General features: G+C 32.8%; 17 protein-coding genes and 3 pseudogenes. 11 read left to right on the top strand and 9 right to left on the bottom strand.

Annotated elements, in window-relative coordinates:
• Positions 1-10: 10 nt before the first annotated feature.
• Positions 11-91, top strand: a complete 81-nt coding sequence (locus tag JFL43_RS23605; protein WP_407702012.1) for an IS3 family transposase — start codon at positions 11-13, stop codon at positions 89-91.
• A gap of 113 nt (positions 92-204) precedes the next feature.
• Here JFL43_RS23605 and JFL43_RS21525 read toward each other — a convergent pair whose 3' ends face one another.
• From JFL43_RS21525 to JFL43_RS21485, 9 genes and pseudogenes are all read right to left on the bottom strand, one after another.
• The gene (locus tag JFL43_RS21525; protein WP_200750633.1) at positions 205-702 is read right to left on the bottom strand and encodes a DUF4358 domain-containing protein; all 498 of its coding nucleotides are present in this window, start codon (positions 700-702) and stop codon (positions 205-207) included.
• 123 nt (positions 703-825) lie between these two features.
• Positions 826-1,965 (bottom strand): DHHW family protein, encoded by a 1,140-nt coding sequence (locus tag JFL43_RS21520; RefSeq protein ID WP_200750632.1) that lies wholly within the window; start codon positions 1,963-1,965, stop codon positions 826-828.
• A 60-nt stretch (positions 1,966-2,025) separates the two neighbouring features.
• The gene (locus JFL43_RS21515) at positions 2,026-3,432 is read right to left on the bottom strand and encodes an MBOAT family O-acyltransferase (protein WP_200750631.1); all 1,407 of its coding nucleotides are present in this window, start codon (positions 3,430-3,432) and stop codon (positions 2,026-2,028) included.
• 91 nt (positions 3,433-3,523) lie between these two features.
• Positions 3,524-4,213 (bottom strand): GDSL-type esterase/lipase family protein, encoded by a 690-nt coding sequence (locus JFL43_RS21510; protein WP_200750630.1) that lies wholly within the window; start codon positions 4,211-4,213, stop codon positions 3,524-3,526.
• 430 nt (positions 4,214-4,643) lie between these two features.
• A complete protein-coding gene (locus JFL43_RS21505) occupies positions 4,644-5,324 on the bottom strand; it encodes a GDSL-type esterase/lipase family protein (RefSeq protein ID WP_200750629.1) in 681 nt (226 codons plus the stop codon).
• Between the two features lie 46 nt (positions 5,325-5,370).
• Positions 5,371-5,505: pseudogene (locus JFL43_RS23600) on the bottom strand (polysaccharide deacetylase family protein); the annotation flags it as partial.
• A 582-nt stretch (positions 5,506-6,087) separates the two neighbouring features.
• Complete coding sequence (locus JFL43_RS21495; protein WP_200750628.1) at positions 6,088-6,771, bottom strand: N-acetylmuramoyl-L-alanine amidase family protein; 684 nt, start codon at positions 6,769-6,771, stop codon at positions 6,088-6,090.
• Between the two features lie 126 nt (positions 6,772-6,897).
• Positions 6,898-8,691: a HAMP domain-containing sensor histidine kinase gene (locus JFL43_RS21490; protein ID WP_200750627.1), complete on the bottom strand. Its 1,794-nt coding sequence runs from the start codon at positions 8,689-8,691 to the stop codon at positions 6,898-6,900.
• The gene (locus JFL43_RS21485; protein WP_200750626.1) at positions 8,688-9,374 is read right to left on the bottom strand and encodes a response regulator transcription factor; all 687 of its coding nucleotides are present in this window, start codon (positions 9,372-9,374) and stop codon (positions 8,688-8,690) included. Before JFL43_RS21485 ends, JFL43_RS21490 begins: the two co-directional genes overlap by 4 nt.
• A gap of 187 nt (positions 9,375-9,561) precedes the next feature.
• On the opposite strand from JFL43_RS21485, the pseudogene JFL43_RS22895 reads away from it, so the two are divergent.
• From JFL43_RS22895 to JFL43_RS21435, 10 genes and pseudogenes are all read left to right on the top strand, one after another.
• Positions 9,562-9,861, top strand: a pseudogene (locus tag JFL43_RS22895) (recombinase family protein); the annotation flags it as partial.
• Positions 9,859-10,690 (top strand): annotated as a pseudogene (locus JFL43_RS23595) (Tn3 family transposase); the annotation flags it as partial. The pseudogenes JFL43_RS22895 and JFL43_RS23595, both read left to right, overlap by 3 nt.
• A gap of 23 nt (positions 10,691-10,713) precedes the next feature.
• A complete protein-coding gene (locus tag JFL43_RS21470; RefSeq protein WP_200750625.1) occupies positions 10,714-11,103 on the top strand; it encodes a transposase in 390 nt (129 codons plus the stop codon).
• Between the two features lie 345 nt (positions 11,104-11,448).
• Positions 11,449-11,751: an urease subunit gamma gene (locus JFL43_RS21465; RefSeq protein ID WP_100797535.1), complete on the top strand. Its 303-nt coding sequence runs from the start codon at positions 11,449-11,451 to the stop codon at positions 11,749-11,751.
• Positions 11,752-11,767: 16 nt separating this feature from the next.
• Complete coding sequence (locus tag JFL43_RS21460) at positions 11,768-12,091, top strand: urease subunit beta (protein WP_200750624.1); 324 nt, start codon at positions 11,768-11,770, stop codon at positions 12,089-12,091.
• Positions 12,088-13,800, top strand: a complete 1,713-nt coding sequence (gene ureC, locus JFL43_RS21455) for an urease subunit alpha (RefSeq protein ID WP_200750623.1) — start codon at positions 12,088-12,090, stop codon at positions 13,798-13,800. The genes JFL43_RS21460 and ureC overlap by 4 nt, the downstream gene beginning before the upstream one ends.
• Before the next feature lie 11 nt (positions 13,801-13,811).
• Positions 13,812-14,267 carry an urease accessory protein UreE gene (ureE, locus tag JFL43_RS21450; protein ID WP_200750622.1) on the top strand — a complete coding sequence of 152 codons (456 nt, stop codon included), beginning with the start codon at positions 13,812-13,814 and terminating at the stop codon, positions 14,265-14,267.
• Between the two features lie 70 nt (positions 14,268-14,337).
• Positions 14,338-14,946 (top strand): urease accessory protein UreF, encoded by a 609-nt coding sequence (locus JFL43_RS21445; RefSeq protein ID WP_325166724.1) that lies wholly within the window; start codon positions 14,338-14,340, stop codon positions 14,944-14,946.
• Positions 14,947-14,981: 35 nt separating this feature from the next.
• The gene (ureG, locus tag JFL43_RS21440) at positions 14,982-15,593 is read left to right on the top strand and encodes an urease accessory protein UreG (protein WP_200750620.1); all 612 of its coding nucleotides are present in this window, start codon (positions 14,982-14,984) and stop codon (positions 15,591-15,593) included.
• 1 nt (position 15,594) lies between these two features.
• Complete coding sequence (locus JFL43_RS21435; protein ID WP_100797541.1) at positions 15,595-16,419, top strand: urease accessory protein UreD; 825 nt, start codon at positions 15,595-15,597, stop codon at positions 16,417-16,419.
• Positions 16,420-17,106: the final 687 nt, after the last annotated feature.

The following is a 17,106-nucleotide window of genomic DNA, read 5'->3' as shown; positions in this document are numbered from 1 at the left end:
TTGGGATTATGTGAATTGGATTAACAATATTCGGATTCACCAAACACTTGGCTATCTTACGCCAACTGATTTTAAGCAGCAGTCCTTATAAAAGTTGTCCAGTTTAGTGTTGACATTCCAATAATTCTATTAATAAGGCCTTATTCCTTTTTATCCTTTACCATTATAAAAATGACTAAACATCCTCTTTTTATTAAGCCTATATTACTTAAGAATTTCATCAAATGTTTTTTCTATTTTATCAGAGTCCTTTGATATTGCTAAAAGAACATAATTACCTTTCGTTTTTAACACGTGTTTTGTTATTAAGAAATGTTCGTCTGGAAGATAGTCTTGAAAACTTTTCGACTTCTTTTCAACTCTACTTGAAATCTTTCCCTTTATATCTTCTACATTCTTAGTATCTTTAACTTTAATCACGGCTACTTCATCAGCCTTGATATTTGTAGGAGCGGTAAAAAGAATAAAATCTTCGACTTCATCAACACTTATGTTATATAGCTTTTGAAGTTTTTTATGATCTCCTTCTTTCATTTCTTCTAAGTTAGTAACATGTTTAATTTGCTCGCCTATTTCTTCAGTTGAAAGATTACTAACTGTTTTTTGTTTTCCAAAACATCCACTCAAAGCCCCTAAAGTAATCGTGCAAACAATAATAGTAATAACCGATTTTATATTAAAAAATTTAAACAAATTTATCATTGGTTTTCATTCTCCTTTTAATTTAGTTGTTTAGTATATTAACAAGAGCCTTGATGATTAGTACTAAATTAATATCTCCATCAATATATATCTTCTAGTAGACGGTGATATATAAAATTTCTCTTATTCGGATAAAGCATTTATAGATGCATCTTCAAAGAAAGTATTTGTGTTGTAAAGTAGTAGCATGTCATTTATCTTATTTTTTTGCATTAACATATTTAGGCTCTCCTTATAATATCTAAGATCAACTACATGAATTTCACTAAAATGTGATAGTAAAAAAGGAATAAAGGAATTTGCATAAGAATCTTTTATTATCAATAATTTTTTTTCATTTGTATTATCAGTTGTTATCTTCATTAACGGATGATTTCCATTAAGGAATACAGTATATTTATCTTTTTTCTTAATGTTGTTCATCTCATAAAGAGAGGTAGACGTTTTATTTTCATCAATATACTCTACTTTATATTTGTCAGCTTTCTTAGATTGATACAATTCAATGCTATCAGGATCTATATTCCTAAAACCTGCTTTTGAATATAGTGATCCATAAAAGCTATTTGTAATTTTTTTAATGTTAAATGACTCATTTTTGGTAGAAGTAAATTTCATATTTTTACTTAACTCTTGGTAGGCATAATATGCGCCTTTAGTGGTCCAATGATGATCGGTTTTATAATATATATATTCATCATTTTTGGAACTCAATACAGGATATACATTAATAAAGTTTATATCCTTATCTAAAGATTTCTTTACTTTATTAATATACGTAAGCTCATCACCACGAGAAACATAATTAGGTAGCTTATTTTCTAAAATACTAATTGCCGTAGGTACTAACATTACGTGCTTTTTTACATTTGGATTTGCAAGATGAAAATTATTTATTGCTTCTATTTTGCTTTTTACATCTTGTTCTTCAGGTTTACTAAATTTTTGAAGTAAAAAACCATCTTTACCTATATACACACCATTATTCTCTTTCTTTCCTATTGTTCGTTCCATATCAGACTTCACGCTTATCCAAAAGTCCCTGAATGCGAACTGATCAGAAATATATTTTTCGTAGTTAGAAGTGAACTTTTTTTCTGTAAGATTTCGGAAAGAGAATTCTGGAAACTGTTCTAGTTTTCTATTCTCTGCATATGAAAATGTTTTATTGGGAGTTAGTATATTTACGCTGAACATTACCCCTATAAATAGTGACAATAATCCTGCCATTGTGCATTTGTATATTTTTTCATACTGATTCAAGTAACTCACCTCTTTCAAACTAAATACGATATCATTGTTCTATAGGCTATAAGGTTATAATTAAAACCTAAAATATAAGAATGGATTATATGTGTCGTTCACTAAATAAGCAGTTGAAAGAACCACTAGTACTACATAAAAGACTGGAATGCCAATAGCACCTGGTAACTTCAACTTTTCTTTAATATAGACAAACACTCTTTTGGGGAATGGTGTTGAACAAATTGCTAGGACAATAAACAGCATAAAATTAGTTGTTAGATAATATAGAGTTTTATTATCCAAGAAAACGGATTGATTAAAGCCAAACATTGTTCCTATGAAATTCATTGCTACTGATAAGTTTTCAAATTCAAAAAATACCCATCCAATTAAAACGATGATAAGTGTATACATATGTCCGATAAAGCTCATTCTATTTTTAAGCCACTTTAAAAGAAATAGCTTTTCTAGTGTTACAAATAATCCAAAATATAGTCCCCAAATAATAAAATTCCAGTTCGCTCCATGCCATAATCCTGTTAAGAACCAAACTACAAACAAATTTCTAAGTTGTTTAAGCAATCCGGTCCGATTTCCGCCAAGAGGGATGTATACATATTCTCTAAACCATGAACCTAGTGATATGTGCCATCTACGCCAAAACTCAGTTACACTTTTTGATATATAAGGATAGTTAAAGTTTTCCGGAAAATCAAACCCAAACATTTTTCCTAGCCCTTGAGCCATAGCTGAATATCCTCTAAAATCAAAATAAATTTGGAAAGCAAAAGCAATAATCCCGATCCATGCTGTAAGGATTGTAAGCTCTGATATAGAAGTTGTTTTTACACTCGTCCAAAGAAGTCCTATATTATTAGCTAAAAGGACCTTTAACGCAAGTCCTCTAATAAATAATTCCATTCCTTCACCAAAACGATCTAATGTTACTTTTCTTTCTTGTAATTGTTTATCAATATCACTGTATTTTATAATAGGCCCTGCAACAAGTTGAGGAAACATCGTAACATAAGTACCAAACGAAATAATATTTTTTTGCGCCTGTACTTTCCCTAAATAAACATCAATTACATAAGACATTGTTTGGAAAGTATAAAATGAGATTCCTACAGGAAGAGGAAGCGTCTCAACCTGAATATTCAAATTAAAAATGGTATTGATATTATCCACCACGAAACCGTAATATTTGAAGAAACCAAGTATTCCTAAGTTTATTATTATGGAGTTGATAAATATTGCTTTTGTAATACCCTTGCGATCTTTATACTTATCTATAAGTACGCCATTAGCATAGTCAAATATGGTGGAAAATATCATAATGACTATATACACAGGCTCACCCCATGCATAAAAAATGAGACTGACGATAAATAATATTAAATTTCGAAGAACTTTAGGTGATACGTAATAAATGAGAATTGTTAATGGTAAAAATAAGAAAAGAAAAATCAAACTACTGAACACCATTGTCCTTTCACCTCCCACAATAGTTTTGTCTGTGTTTTTTATTTAAAATTTACAGTCCTTACATAAGAAGTATAAATTTTAGGTATAGATGTTACTTAACGGAACTTATTAATTGTTCAAGTAGTAGCTTGTAATAATTAGCTTTAAAATGGACACCATCTTGATCATGTAAATCTTTGTTTTTTTCAAAGATTGGAGATAAATCAATGTACTCTGCTTTTTCAGTTTTTGCTAATTCCTTAAGTTTCACGTTATATTCATCAATATGTTTATACTGTGGGTATTCCTGTAATACCTTATCTGTAACTGGTGTAACAGCTAAAAGGTGTAGGTTTACATTTGGAAGTTCTTCCTTTATTTTTTGTATTAATTTAGAATAGTTATCTATTGAAAACTTGACTGGATTTTCGATAGGTTTTCCTTCGAGATCCATGGGCATCAGTAAATCATTCGTTCCAAAGCTCATAAAAATATGTTCAGGTTTTTTTTCTAGGACTTTGTTAACATCTTCCTCTATAGCCATTGCTGTAACTTTACCTTTGTCAGCAATAATATTTTGATCATCGATTAATTCTTGATCAATCATTCCTTCTGTAATAGAATCTCCAAAGAATAAACTATTTTTAAAAATAGGTTTATACACGCCGTCTTCCAATGTTTTTTCATGTGCAGTTTTTTGAGTAACCTTATTTGATGTTTTTTCAGTCCCGTTATTTACACAGGCTGCGGAGGACAATGCAATGGTCCCCGTAAGTAGACAAACACATACTTTCTTTAACATTTTTATCTTCCTCTCAAGTCATTATTTCGTAAGCGATGGTCTATGGCGATGCTATTTTTGTTTTCAATGCGCACCTTTCGTTTACAAAATTTAGATTAATCCTTATAGATAAAGATAAGATGCAGATAAGATGGAAATAATTTAAAGAATAAACAGTTTGAAAATTAGTTATTGAATAACTTAACAAGAAGAATAATTAGATACTTATATTTCTGAGATTGGCTATAAGATTTGATTGAAGAAAATGTGCTTAATAATCAATGAAGTGGTTTGGTAATGGTCGATTTCAAGATAGGGAATATGAGTTGAGTTAAATAAAAAAGAAGCGAGTTATTGCTAGATGCAATAGTTCACTTCCTTCTTATATTAGCTTTATATAAACATTACACACATTAAAAGTAGTAATTTAATAATATAAACATATTTTTGTTTATTTTAATTGATTTTTTAAATACTCCAACCAAATTGGGTAAAATTCAGGCTTAAAATGGATGCCGTCCTTAACATGGAGATCTGTATTATTTTTAAATATCGGTGACAAGTCGATAAAATTCACTTGTTCTTTTTTTGCTAACATTTTAAATCCTTCGTTAAAATCATTAATATTTTTATAACGCTCTTCTTTTTGTGTACGCTCTGATGTAACTGGTGTAATTGACAGGATATTTATTTTTGTATCAGGTAATTTTTCTTTTATTTTTTGAATCAGTTGAGAATATTGGGTTACTGCAGATTCTTTTGTTTCACTAAGATTACATAACCCAAGTAGAATAAATATATTTTTCGGTTTTTGATTGGCTACTTGCTCTATATTTTTTTGAGCATCTCCAATTGATTTCCCTATACCACTTACAACGTTTTCTTGGTCTAATACATCAAGATCATGAAGTCCATCTGTAATGGAATCCCCTAAAAATACACTTGTTTTAAAAATAGATTTAAATGTAGAAGTATCTATATTAGACGAAGAGGGGGACTCTTTTTCAAGGGTGACAGAAGAAGAGTCTATTTTAGAGAGTGAACTAGTAATGTCTTTCTTACTATCTGGATTTCCGCAAGCTGATAGGGCAATGATACTTATCAATGGGATTGTAATTATTTTTTTAATCATATACAGATTCCTTTCTTACAGTGCTTTTATATTTTAAAATAATCATTTATATACTATAGACGTGATCTTTCTGGAAATTTAGACGAAAATGATCTGCATCATTGTATATCCCAAATTCATATCCTTTTTCCTTATAAAACTTAATAATTTCTGGAAGTGCCTGCAATGTCTGTGGTGTTTCGCTTTTCTTTACTTGTTGTTGTGTATTAACTTGTTTGATACTTTCTTGAGCTACCCCTTTCGCAGGAGTGGAGTTAAATTTTCCAAATAAAAAGAACATGAAAAATGCCGTTGCTAAAACACCCCCCTAGCAATATTACTGCTTTTGTTATTACACATGCTTATTCTGACTTCGTGATTTCTACATTATTTATCTATCCTTTCTCATTTGATTTTTATATTCATTGTTTATAAATTCGAACCTTTATTTCGTTGACTCATTATTTTCAGCCATTTATTACAATAAATAGATTAATAGAGAAATATGAAGATAAAATACAAACAATGTCGAAATCAGTTAAAGAATAATCCATTGTCTTCACTTTTTAATAACGCATTAAATAAAAAGTATTTGCCGTTTTAATAAAATTACGCTATTCCCCAGTTCGGAAACTGTTTATACACTAGAGAAACAGCAAACAAACTATTCAATTGTCGATAAATGATTTTGTATCATATTAAAATTACTAGATTTATTCAGCCAAAATAAAAAATCCTGTTCTTTCTGATTAAGATATAGAAAAAATAGGATTTTTCTATTTTATTAAAGAGTAAAATAATTTATAATGCCATTAACAATACCTTTTTTCGACTTCGCTTGAAATTCTTCTGAACTCATTCTTTTTTCATCACTCTCGTTAGATGTAAACCCTAATTCAATTAAGATAGCCGGTGAAGAATTTTCTCTTAAAACAAGGAAATCACTTGCATGAACGCCTCTATCGCGAGTATCTATATTTTGATCAAAAATACCTTGTTGTACTATTTTAGCTAGCTGTTTATCTCTCCTTTTATTAACTCCATAATGTGTTGTTATTCCTTTTACATCTGTATCATCAAAAGCATCATGATGAATACTGATATAAAGGTCAGCAGAATGGTCTTTTGCTACTTTGACACGTGCTTGTAATTCCTCTTTTTGCTTCGTCTCTGGTAGTAAGCTAGTATCATCTTCACGTGTCAAAATAACTTTTGCATCAGTTCTTTCTTCTAATTCTTTTTTTATATTTTGGGCCACTTTTAAATTAAGTTCTTTTTCAATTGTTCCAAGCTTCTTTCCTTTTGTCCCTCTATCTTCTCCACCATGCCCTGGGTCAATTACAATTGTTTTTCCTCTCAATCGTAAATCTTCTTCTGCCACATTTTTATATCCTGTAGCATTTATTAAACTAAAGCCTGTACCCAGTACTATTAATATAAATACAAGCAATGTCGCTATTTTTTTCATTTCAACAATCTCCTTATCTGCTTTTAATTCAGTTTCTAATGAAAATATTAAAGAAGACTGATAAAGATAAGATGCAGATAAGGTCAATTTTGTTTGAAAATAATAAAAACGTGTAGAACTGAAATTCTACACGCTTTTATTTAAATAGAAGAAAAATAATACACCATCTTCAGTATTTGATACTCCATATTGTACATCATGCAATTCTAAAATATTCTTGGAAATAGCAAGGCCTAACCCTGTTCCACCTTTGGAGCGTTGACGAGATGTATTTCCACGATAGAAACGATTCCATATTTTCTCTAAATGTTCTGGCTCAATATGTGCTCCTTTATTTTCTATACATACTTTCGCACGTTCATTTTCTTCTATAACTGAAACAATAATATTTTCATTTTCTGGCGTGTAACGAATCGCATTGGTAATAAAGTTAGTAATAACTTGCTCAATTCGAAATTGATTTGCAACCACGTTAATTTTAGAAAGTTGTTTATGGACATGTAGTTGCTTCTTTGTCATGTCTGAAGCTAATTGCTCACATATATACTCAATAATCTCATCAATATAGAAAACATCCATCTCCATTTTGTACGTACCAGACTCGAATTTTGCTAACTCCAGCATATCTATAATGAGCATATCCATTTTATCCACTTCTTTTGACATTGCTTTAAAGTAATACTCTTTTTTATTACTAGCAACACCGTCTTCCAAAATTGAAATACAGCTCTTCATAATACTTAAAGGCGTCTTTAACTCATGTGATACACCAGAGATAAATTCTTTACGTGTATTTTCTAATTGTTTTTCTTTCTCGATGTCTTGCTGCAGTTGGTTAATATACGAATGCAAAGTCATAGAAAGTGTGTTGATACTGTTTGATAAATCACCTATTTCATCTTTTGTAGTAATTGGTATCTTCTCTGAAAAATCCAAATCCGCAATTCTTTTTGTAGTATCATTTATTTGTAACAATGGTTTAGCGATTTTTTTGGAGTAATAGAACGATACTAAAACAATAAGAAGTAGTACTAAGATAATTAAGTAAATATAATAATCTTTTATCATTTGTACAGCTTCATCCACTGGTTGTAATGATGTCATAGCAAAAATATAATTTGTTTTACCATTTACATCTTTTATTGGTTTAATTAACATTTTATATTTAATATCATTTTGCTCATAATCCATTATTTCCAAAGAAGCTAAATTTTTATCTTTTTCATTTAACATTAGCTCTACCTGAAATTGTTTTATCCTGTCTATAAATACACGATTTGCATAAATAAAGTTTGGCCCTATAGCACCCTCTGGCAATTTTACTTTCTTAATGTTTCCTGATAGGTATAACTTTGAGAGTTCTTTTGTTGAAGGTTCCGTTATGTCTCTTTTTCCATATAACCTTTCTGAAAGTTGCTTATTCTCCAATGTAAAATTCTCATTTTCTACTGTTAAAATCGCAGGTATTACTGTATCACCTTGTTGTAATCCATCAATAATGATACGATTCCCCTGTTCTAAATGAAACTGTATCCTTTGCATATCCTCTAAATCGATAAAACTATACATTGGAATATGAATTACACGATTAGAAAAAACCTTATTTTGATTAGGATCTAATTGAATTTCTAAAGAAAAATCATTTGTATGCTTGATATTACCTACACTATCTAAGGTTGTAATCCATGTCGTATTCTCTTGGTAGAATTTTTGTTCCAATTTTTGAACTGTTTTCGCGTTATCTTTAGCTTTTACATATGCTTTTTCAAAGGATTGAATATTTATTTGAATATCATTGATTTTTCGATTTGCATAGTATTGCTTAAAAAATAAGGTTTGTCCGATAAAAATAGTTGCTAAAATAAGTGTGCATAATGCCGATGTTAATATAAATAATTTTAATACAATTCCTTTTTTCATATCTGATCCTCAAATTTATAACCAGCTCGGACAACTGTTACAATACAAGTTGCTCTACTTCCTAATTTATAACGCAAATTACGAATATGACTATTGACTGTACGATCATCACCAGCAAATTCATAACCCCATATTTTAGTGATTAATTGTTCTCTAGAAATAATAATCCCTTGATTTTGCATTAAATATGTTAGTATTTCAAATTCTGTGTGCGTCAAACTTATATCTTTTTCATCGACAGTTACTGTACGGGAGGGATAATGTACATGGATGCTACTGCTAGTTAATGTGTCCTCAATTGATATATTAACTTTCGAAGAATGTCGACTTTCAATTAATCGTTTGGCTCTCGCTAATAAAATAGCGGGACTGTATGGTTTTGTAACATAATCATCTGCTCCTAGTTCAAATCCAAGTAAGGTATCATCCTCATCAACCCGAGCCGTTAACATAATAATAGGCACATTAGATGTTTTACGAATTCGTCGACAGACCGTCCAACCATCTAATTCTGGTAACATAATGTCTAGAATAATTAAATGTACCTCATGTTCTTCAAATGTAGACAATGCTTCTTGCCCATCAGTCGCCTCTAATACCTTATACCCTTCGTTTAGTAGGTAGTCCTTCATAATTTCACGTAAAATATCTTCATCTTCTACAATTAAAATTGTTCTTCGCATATTTTCCCTTCCTTACAATTAATTTTATTTTTACAAATAAATAGTTCATTTTATTATTTTAGCCAATTAAAAACCTTTCGCTATTTCCATCATTACTCAATGTAACATAATTATATAGAGATAATAGCATGCTGATGTAAAAATAAAATGCAGAGATAACCTTAAAATTGAAAAAAAGAGGCATTATATGAAATTTGGATATATGCGAGTATCTACAATTGATCAAAATTTAGATCGACAAGAACAGCAACTAAAAGATGCTGGTTGTGAACGAATCTTTTTTGAAAAAGTAACCGGAGTCAAAAGAGATCGGCCTAAGTTAAATCGTATGTTAGAATTTCTACACAACGGAGACACAGTTGTAGTAACAGACTTGACTCGTCTTTCACGTTCTACAAAGGATTTAATTGAGATTGCCGAACTCATTTCTCAAAAAGGGGCGAACTTGAAAAGCTTAAAAGAGTCTTGGCTTGATACAACAACAGCAAGAATTATTGGTGCTAATGAGCATGAGAGCCATTATGTATTCGATATTTTATACAATAATACAACTGATATAAAGCCTCACATTCATTCTACAGATACACATGGAACGAATGAGGTTAATTTTGCTATTTTAGATTTATTTGGTTTATCAGTTTGCACCAAGATATAAAGATATTCATGCGACAATATCCCGAAATTTATATGGTTTTCAGCACCCAAGCCAATATGAAGAATTCCTTATCAAACCTTTGCGAAAAATTAATACAGAGCTAATTATGAAGGAATAGGACAATATTAAACGAATTATGCTATCTCTTGCTTTAAAAACGACTACTCAAAATATTATTGTTCGAAAGTTAAGTTCCTATGCGCGAAAAAATCAAACAAAACGTGCATTATGGGAGTCTGATCAAAAGCCTATATTTTTTAGAATATATTGATTCGCTACCATTATGTCAAAATGTTCAAAAGGCGTTAAACCGCGGGGAAAGTTATCATAAATTACGTCTAGCTGTATCTTTTGCAAACTTTGGGAATTTCGTTTCAAGACTGAGCAAAATCAGCAGATTTGGAATGAATGTAGTAGGTTGCTAACCAATTGTATTATTTACTACAATGCGAGTATATTAACGAAATCTCAGAATAAAGGTATCGAGATGAACATACTAAAGTATATTTCACCGGTTGCCTGGCAACATATCAATTTTTATGGCGGTTATGAATTTAGCAAATCTCCAACAGTAGTAAATTTAAAGACAATCTTTGAGAACATCAATGAAGATGATATTTTAACCAGGTTAACGCAAGAGCGTTCACTTGAAGAAGAATAAGACAAAATATAATTTGGTATATTTTGTATTACCCCCCTTTTTCGAGGGATGGGCAAAAACACCCTAAAAGAGCTCATGAATTAAAAGAAAGCTTCTGCGCTTGGTTTGATCAAGCCAAAGAAAATGGCCCTGCTTTCATAAGCAAGACCAAAGAAACACTCTATGCATTTTATAAAGAAGTAGAGGAAGCTAATATTCCAGAGTTTAAAAAGGCCATTAAGACGCTTCAAAATTGGCAGCCTGAAATTTTAAACAGCTTCATTTATCCCTATTCCAACGGGTTTTTAGAAGGCATTAATAATTGGACAAAAGTACTTAAACGAAACGCTTTCCGCTGTAAGAGTTTTGAAAGATTTTGTGCAAAGATCTTATTATCAAATAAATTTAAAGAAATCGGGGTTCACATAGGTTAGCGTGATTTTTTTAGTTATCCCAACATTTGACGTTGAACCGTTAAAATAGATTATAAGCAATCTATCTGCTAACTAAAGTAAAACCACATAGATATAAACTCACATTGTATGTTGGAAGGCAATCTAAATTTTATAATAATACTTCAACTTTATATTAAATATATTTCGCATTGCGTAAAACTTCATCTTAAATTATTTATATGTTAAAATTCTTTAGAAAGGTTAATTACTGGTATTTCAGAGAAAATAAATCGATAAATATTCATTTTATTTTTTGTTAATATCTACCTTTCTACCAAGTAAAATACTATTTTTATTTAAGATTTACACTAGGAGGATTGGACTATGCATTTATTGCCGCGTGAAATTGACAAACTAATGATTGTAGTGGCAGCTGACCTTGCAAGACGCCGAAAGGATAGAGGTCTCAAATTGAATCATCCAGAATCTGTTGCCCTTATTACGTACGAGGTAATGGAAGGAGCAAGAGACGGGAAGACTGTTGCAGAACTAATGGCATACGGTGCTACCATCTTGACTCAAGACGATGTTATGGATGGGATTCCTGAACTAATCGATGATATTCAAGTTGAAGCAACTTTTCCAGATGGAACAAAATTGGTAACTGTCCACAGTCCAATACGATAAAAGGAGGGGTTGCTATATGAAACCAGGAGAATATATTTTAAAAGAAGAAGAGATTATTTGTAATAAAGGCTCCGAGGTAGTTACGGTTAATGTCATTAACCTTGGCGACCGCCCTGTTCAAGTCGGATCACATTTCCACTTCTATGAAGTAAATGAAGCACTCCAATTTAATAGAGATGAAGCATACGGAAAACGTCTAAATGTTCCTGCTGGAGCGGCAGTTCGTTTTGAACCCGGAGATGAAAAAGAAATTCAACTAATTGATTTTGCAGGAGAACGCCGCATATACGGATTCAATAATAAAGTAGACGGCAAATTAGAAAGTGAGGACGCATCATGACTTTTAAAATGTCCCGAAAGCAATATGCTGAAATGTATGGACCAACTACTGGTGATTCTATCCGTCTTGCTGATACAGATTTGTTTATTCAAATCGAAAAGGATTTCACTTCTTACGGAGAAGAAGTTGTCTTTGGCGGAGGAAAGGTCATTCGAGATGGCATGGGCCAACACCCACTTGCAACCCGTGCTGATGGCGTTGCAGATACAGTTATAACAAACGTCATTATTTTAGATTATACTGGCATTTGCAAAGCCGATTTAGCTATCCGTGATGGTAAGATTTTTGGCATCGGTAAGAGTGGTAACCCACTTGTTATGGATAATGTAGATATTATCATTGGCGCAGCAACAGAAATAATTGCTGGAGAAGGTTTAATCGTTACAGCTGGAGCAATCGATACACATGTTCACTTTATTAATCCTGAACAAGTACAAACTGCGTTGACAGCTGGAACAACAACATTAATCGGTGGCGGTACAGGTCCAGCAGCAGGTTCTAAGGCTACAACAGTTACTCCAGGTGAATGGAATATTCATCGTATGCTAGAAGCAGCAGAAGGACTTCCTATCAACATTGGATTTACAGGCAAAGGACATGCCGCATCTATTAGCCCTTTAATAGAACAAGTCAGAGCTGGTGTCATCGGCTTAAAAGTACATGAAGACTGGGGAGCTACTGGTTCATCTCTTGACTACGCGCTTCGAGTAGCAGATGAATATGATATTCAAGTTGCCCTTCACGCAGACACTTTAAACGAAAGTGGCTTTATGGAAAATACTATGGCAGCAGTAAAAGACCGAGTTCTTCACATGTACCATACTGAAGGCGCAGGCGGTGGTCATGCACCTGATTTAATCAAATCGGCAGGTTACCTTAACATTCTGCCTTCATCAACGAACCCTACTCTCCCTTATACCGTAAATACTATCGATGAACATCTTGATATGGTTATGGTTTGTCATCACTTAAATCCTTCCGTTCCGGAAGACATTGCGTTTGCAGATTCTAGAATTAGAAAAGAAACAATTGCAGCTGAAGATATCCTTCATGATATGGGCGTATTTAGCATGGTGAGCTCTGACTCCCAAGCAATGGGCCGTGTAGGAGAAGTTGTTTTACGCACATGGCAAGTAGCAGATAAAATGAAAAAACAAAGAGGTCCTCTAGAAGGTGATAGCCAACATGCTGACAACAACCGAGCTAAGCGTTTTATAGCTAAATATACGATTAACCCAGCAATCACACATGGAATTTCAAAACATGTAGGCTCTATTGAGATTGGAAAAATGGCAGATATAGTTCTATGGAATCCAAAGTTCTTTGGAGTGAAACCGGAAATGGTTCTTAAAAGCGGACTTGCGGTTACTGGATTAATGGGTGATGCCAATGCATCTATCCCGACTCCGCAACCATATATTTACCGTCCAATGTATGCACAACATGGAAAAGCGTTAGCAAGAAGTTCAGCAACTTTCATTTCGCAAGTTGCATTTGATGATGGTGTTCATGAAAAGCTTGGACTTAATAAAATCATTCTTCCTGTTGGCGGAATTCGGACACTAACAAAAAAAGATATGAAATTAAATTCTGAAACACCTAATATTACAGTTGATCCACAAACATATGAAGTAAAAATAAACGGAGAATTGCTGACATGTGATCCGGTTGATACGGTACCTATGGCACAGCGCTATTTCTTATTCTGAGGTGAAAAATAATGATAATTGAAAAAATCGTAACAAATTTAGACCAAATGGATCCAGCTGACATAAAAAAACGGCATATGGAGAAAATCTACTTGGAAAGCGCGCATTTAATGAAGCGTATCCAACGTGTTAAAACAGATCACGGCAATGAACTTGGTATTCGCTTAAAAGCACCTCGTGATCTTGTTGCTGGTGATGTCTTGTATATGGACGAAAAAAATATGATTGTAATAGATGTTTTATCTGATGATTTACTTGTCATTAGTCCTCGTGACATCAAAGAGATGGGGACAATCGCTCATCAACTTGGTAATCGTCATTTACCAGCTCAGTTTGAAGAAAATGATATGTTGGTTCAATATGATTATTTAGTTGAAGAGTTACTTCAAGAATTAGGCATTCCTTTTAAACGGGAAGATCGCAAAGTAAAACAAGCATTCCGTCACATAGGTCATAGTCATGACTAGCAAGATCCTCTCTTTATTCCAGTTATGTGACTCTAATTTTCCTACAGGAGCCTTCAGCCATTCTTTTGGTTTGGAGAGTTATATACAGGAAAATAAAATACATGACCAGGAATCGTTTTTCGGGTGGCTTAAAGTGTATCTACATGAGCAACTCATCTACTCTGATGGACTTGCATGTCGTCTCGCTTTTGAAGCACTTATGGAGGATAACCTTCAAAAAGTATGGAATCTCGATCGTCTATTAACGGTGCAAAACTTACCGAGAGAAACACGGGAAGGTACTCAAATGATTGGCAAGAGAATGCTTCAACTGACAACTTCCCTTTACGATATGCCGATTCTTTCTCTATATAAGGAAGAAATTAAAAATAAGAATGTATTTGGTCATCCTTCTATTGTTTTTGCAATCGTAGCGTATGGACTTAGCGTAACAAAAAAAGAAGCTATTCAGTATCATTTGTATTCCTCAATTTCTAGCCAAGTGCAAAATGCCGTACGAGCTATTCCACTTGGTCAAACAGCAGGACAAACGATTTCCCACAAGTTTATACCTGAGATTACTCTAGCTGTAGAACGCATTATGCAATTATCAGAAGATGATTTTGGAATTGTTTCTCCAGGAATAGAACTATCTCAAATGAATCACGAACGTGTTAATATTCGAATATTTATGTCTTAATAGTTTAAAAAAGAATCAGAAAAGGAAGTGTCTTAATGGAACCAATTAAAATTGGCGTTGGTGGTCCTGTTGGTGCAGGTAAAACAATGCTTGTAGAAAAATTAACACGCCATCTTGAAAATGAAATAAAAATGGCCGTTGTTACAAATGATATTTACACAAAAGAAGATGCAAAATTTTTAATCCAAAATGGTGTTCTTCCTGAAGATCGAATTATCGGTGTTGAAACAGGAGGTTGCCCTCACACTGCTATTCGAGAAGATGCTTCTATGAACTTTGTTGCTATTGATGAATTAATTGAGCGTCATCCAGACGTTGAGCTTATTTTTGTTGAAAGCGGTGGCGATAATTTAGCTGCTACTTTTAGCCCTGAACTAGTTGACTTTTCGATCTATATTATTGATGTTGCACAAGGTGAGAAAATTCCTCGTAAAGGTGGACAAGGAATGATTAAATCCGATTTGTTCATCATTAATAAAACGGACCTTGCTCCGTATGTTGGTGCTAGGCTTGAAGTAATGGCGGAGGATACAAAAGTATTCCGCGGTGACAAACCATTTGTTTTCACTAACTTAAAAAACGATGAAGGTCTCCCTGAAGTAATTGAATGGATTAAGAAACACGCTTTCTTACATGGTTTAGATTAATATGTCAGATTGGACTGGTGTTTTATCACTAGACCTGGAAGAACGGAAAGGGAAAACTGTCGCTAAGAATGTATATTTCCAAGGAGCACTGAAAGTTATGCGACCGATTTACCACGATAATTCAGGACAAGTTTGCTATTACCTTTTAAATCCCGGTGGTGGTTATTTAGACGGTGATCGATACAAATTGGAGATATCCGCTAACGAAGATGCGAAGGTAACATTAACTACGCAATCCGCAACAAAAGTATATAAAACACCGAAAAGCTTTGCTTATCAGGAAACAACTATTTCACTTAAAAAAGGAAGTTACTTAGAATACCTGCCCGATCCATTAATTGCTTATGAAAATGCTCGTTATAAGCAGAAGAATGTAATTCATATGGAGCGTGGTGCAACATTCCTATCTACAGATATTCTTACCCCAGGATGGTCTCCAAGCGGTGAAAGATTCAGCTACGATACCGTTCAATTACTTACTGAAATTTATTTAGACGGAAAACTTGGCATGTTTGATCATATTAAGTTAACCCCTAACAATCAAAACCTGTCTGGGCTTGGTTTTATGGAAGGTTATACTCACTTAGGCTCAATGGTTGCAATAAGTGAAAACACGAAAAATGCTCTCCTTGATGAGCTATATGAAATAATTCAAATGGAGAAAGCTGATTTTAAAGTTGGGATTTCAAGACTTGCCGTGCCAGGCTTCAGTATAAGAATCTTAGCTAATTCTACTCAGCTAATTGAGCGAATTTTTAATAATTGCCATAAAATCATTAGCGAAAAGTGGACTAATCATACACCAAATTCTTTACGAAAATACTAATATTTTGGTTACTTTTATTCATTTAAAAAATGAGATGTTAAAATACATGCATATACCTAGCAGACCCAATCAGTTTGTTCTAATCTGTACACTTTTAAATAACAGTCTCAATTAAAGCCTATATAATAAAAACGAATAGATTTAATCCGATATAGTACTGGTTATATTAGTAACACATATCAAAATAAATCTAGAGAAAAAATAGAAACTTACGTGAGAGGGGATGAATTTAAGGGGCATTTTCATGAAGGTGAGATTCATTGGCTCCACCCTCACCCGAAGCAAATGATTGGTGAAATATAAATAGAAACTATTGAAAAAACTATACACTCGTTAATGAGACCGTATGGTGTTTCTATAGAGATAACAGACATTGAAATTAAACCAGCATTTGAAGACCATATGCATGAATGACAACAATTTTCATTGCAAGTGAGGGAGAAGAATTCAAAGACTTTGTACACGAAGTTGAAATTCAATGGTTTCACCCTCAACCTAATCAAAAGCTCGAAGATGGCCTAGTTCAGGTAATCGAATCCTAAATCCATGAAAAAATGGAATAATAAGGGAATAATTTGATTGGAAATGATTAGCGATAAATGCTGTTGACTAAAAAAGATTCCAGCAAAAAAGGAGGTCTCCATTAAAGAGGCCACTGAAAAAGTCCTCAAAGATATTTCAAAGCGA

The organism is Viridibacillus soli (assembly GCF_016612995.1).
GTDB classification, from domain to species: domain Bacteria; phylum Bacillota; class Bacilli; order Bacillales_A; family Planococcaceae; genus Viridibacillus; species Viridibacillus soli.
This window is presented reverse-complemented; position numbering and strand designations above follow the sequence as displayed.

Excerpts from the sequence above, each read along its gene's own strand:
- JFL43_RS21525 (WP_200750633.1), bottom strand. The coding sequence starts at position 702 with ATGATAAATTTGTTTAAATTTTTTAATATAAAATCGGTTATTACTATT.
- JFL43_RS21515 (WP_200750631.1), bottom strand. The coding sequence starts at position 3,432 with ATGGTGTTCAGTAGTTTGATTTTTCTTTTCTTATTTTTACCATTAACA.
- JFL43_RS21510 (WP_200750630.1), bottom strand. The coding sequence starts at position 4,213 with ATGTTAAAGAAAGTATGTGTTTGTCTACTTACGGGGACCATTGCATTG.
- JFL43_RS21505 (WP_200750629.1), bottom strand. The coding sequence starts at position 5,324 with ATGATTAAAAAAATAATTACAATCCCATTGATAAGTATCATTGCCCTA.
- JFL43_RS21495 (WP_200750628.1), bottom strand. The coding sequence starts at position 6,771 with ATGAAAAAAATAGCGACATTGCTTGTATTTATATTAATAGTACTGGGT.
- JFL43_RS21490 (WP_200750627.1), bottom strand. The coding sequence starts at position 8,691 with ATGAAAAAAGGAATTGTATTAAAATTATTTATATTAACATCGGCATTA.
- JFL43_RS21485 (WP_200750626.1), bottom strand. The coding sequence starts at position 9,374 with ATGCGAAGAACAATTTTAATTGTAGAAGATGAAGATATTTTACGTGAA.
- JFL43_RS21465 (WP_100797535.1), top strand. The coding sequence starts at position 11,449 with ATGCATTTATTGCCGCGTGAAATTGACAAACTAATGATTGTAGTGGCA.
- JFL43_RS21460 (WP_200750624.1), top strand. The coding sequence starts at position 11,768 with ATGAAACCAGGAGAATATATTTTAAAAGAAGAAGAGATTATTTGTAAT.
- ureC (WP_200750623.1), top strand. The coding sequence starts at position 12,088 with ATGACTTTTAAAATGTCCCGAAAGCAATATGCTGAAATGTATGGACCA.
- ureE (WP_200750622.1), top strand. The coding sequence starts at position 13,812 with ATGATAATTGAAAAAATCGTAACAAATTTAGACCAAATGGATCCAGCT.
- ureG (WP_200750620.1), top strand. The coding sequence starts at position 14,982 with ATGGAACCAATTAAAATTGGCGTTGGTGGTCCTGTTGGTGCAGGTAAA.
- JFL43_RS21435 (WP_100797541.1), top strand. The coding sequence starts at position 15,595 with ATGTCAGATTGGACTGGTGTTTTATCACTAGACCTGGAAGAACGGAAA.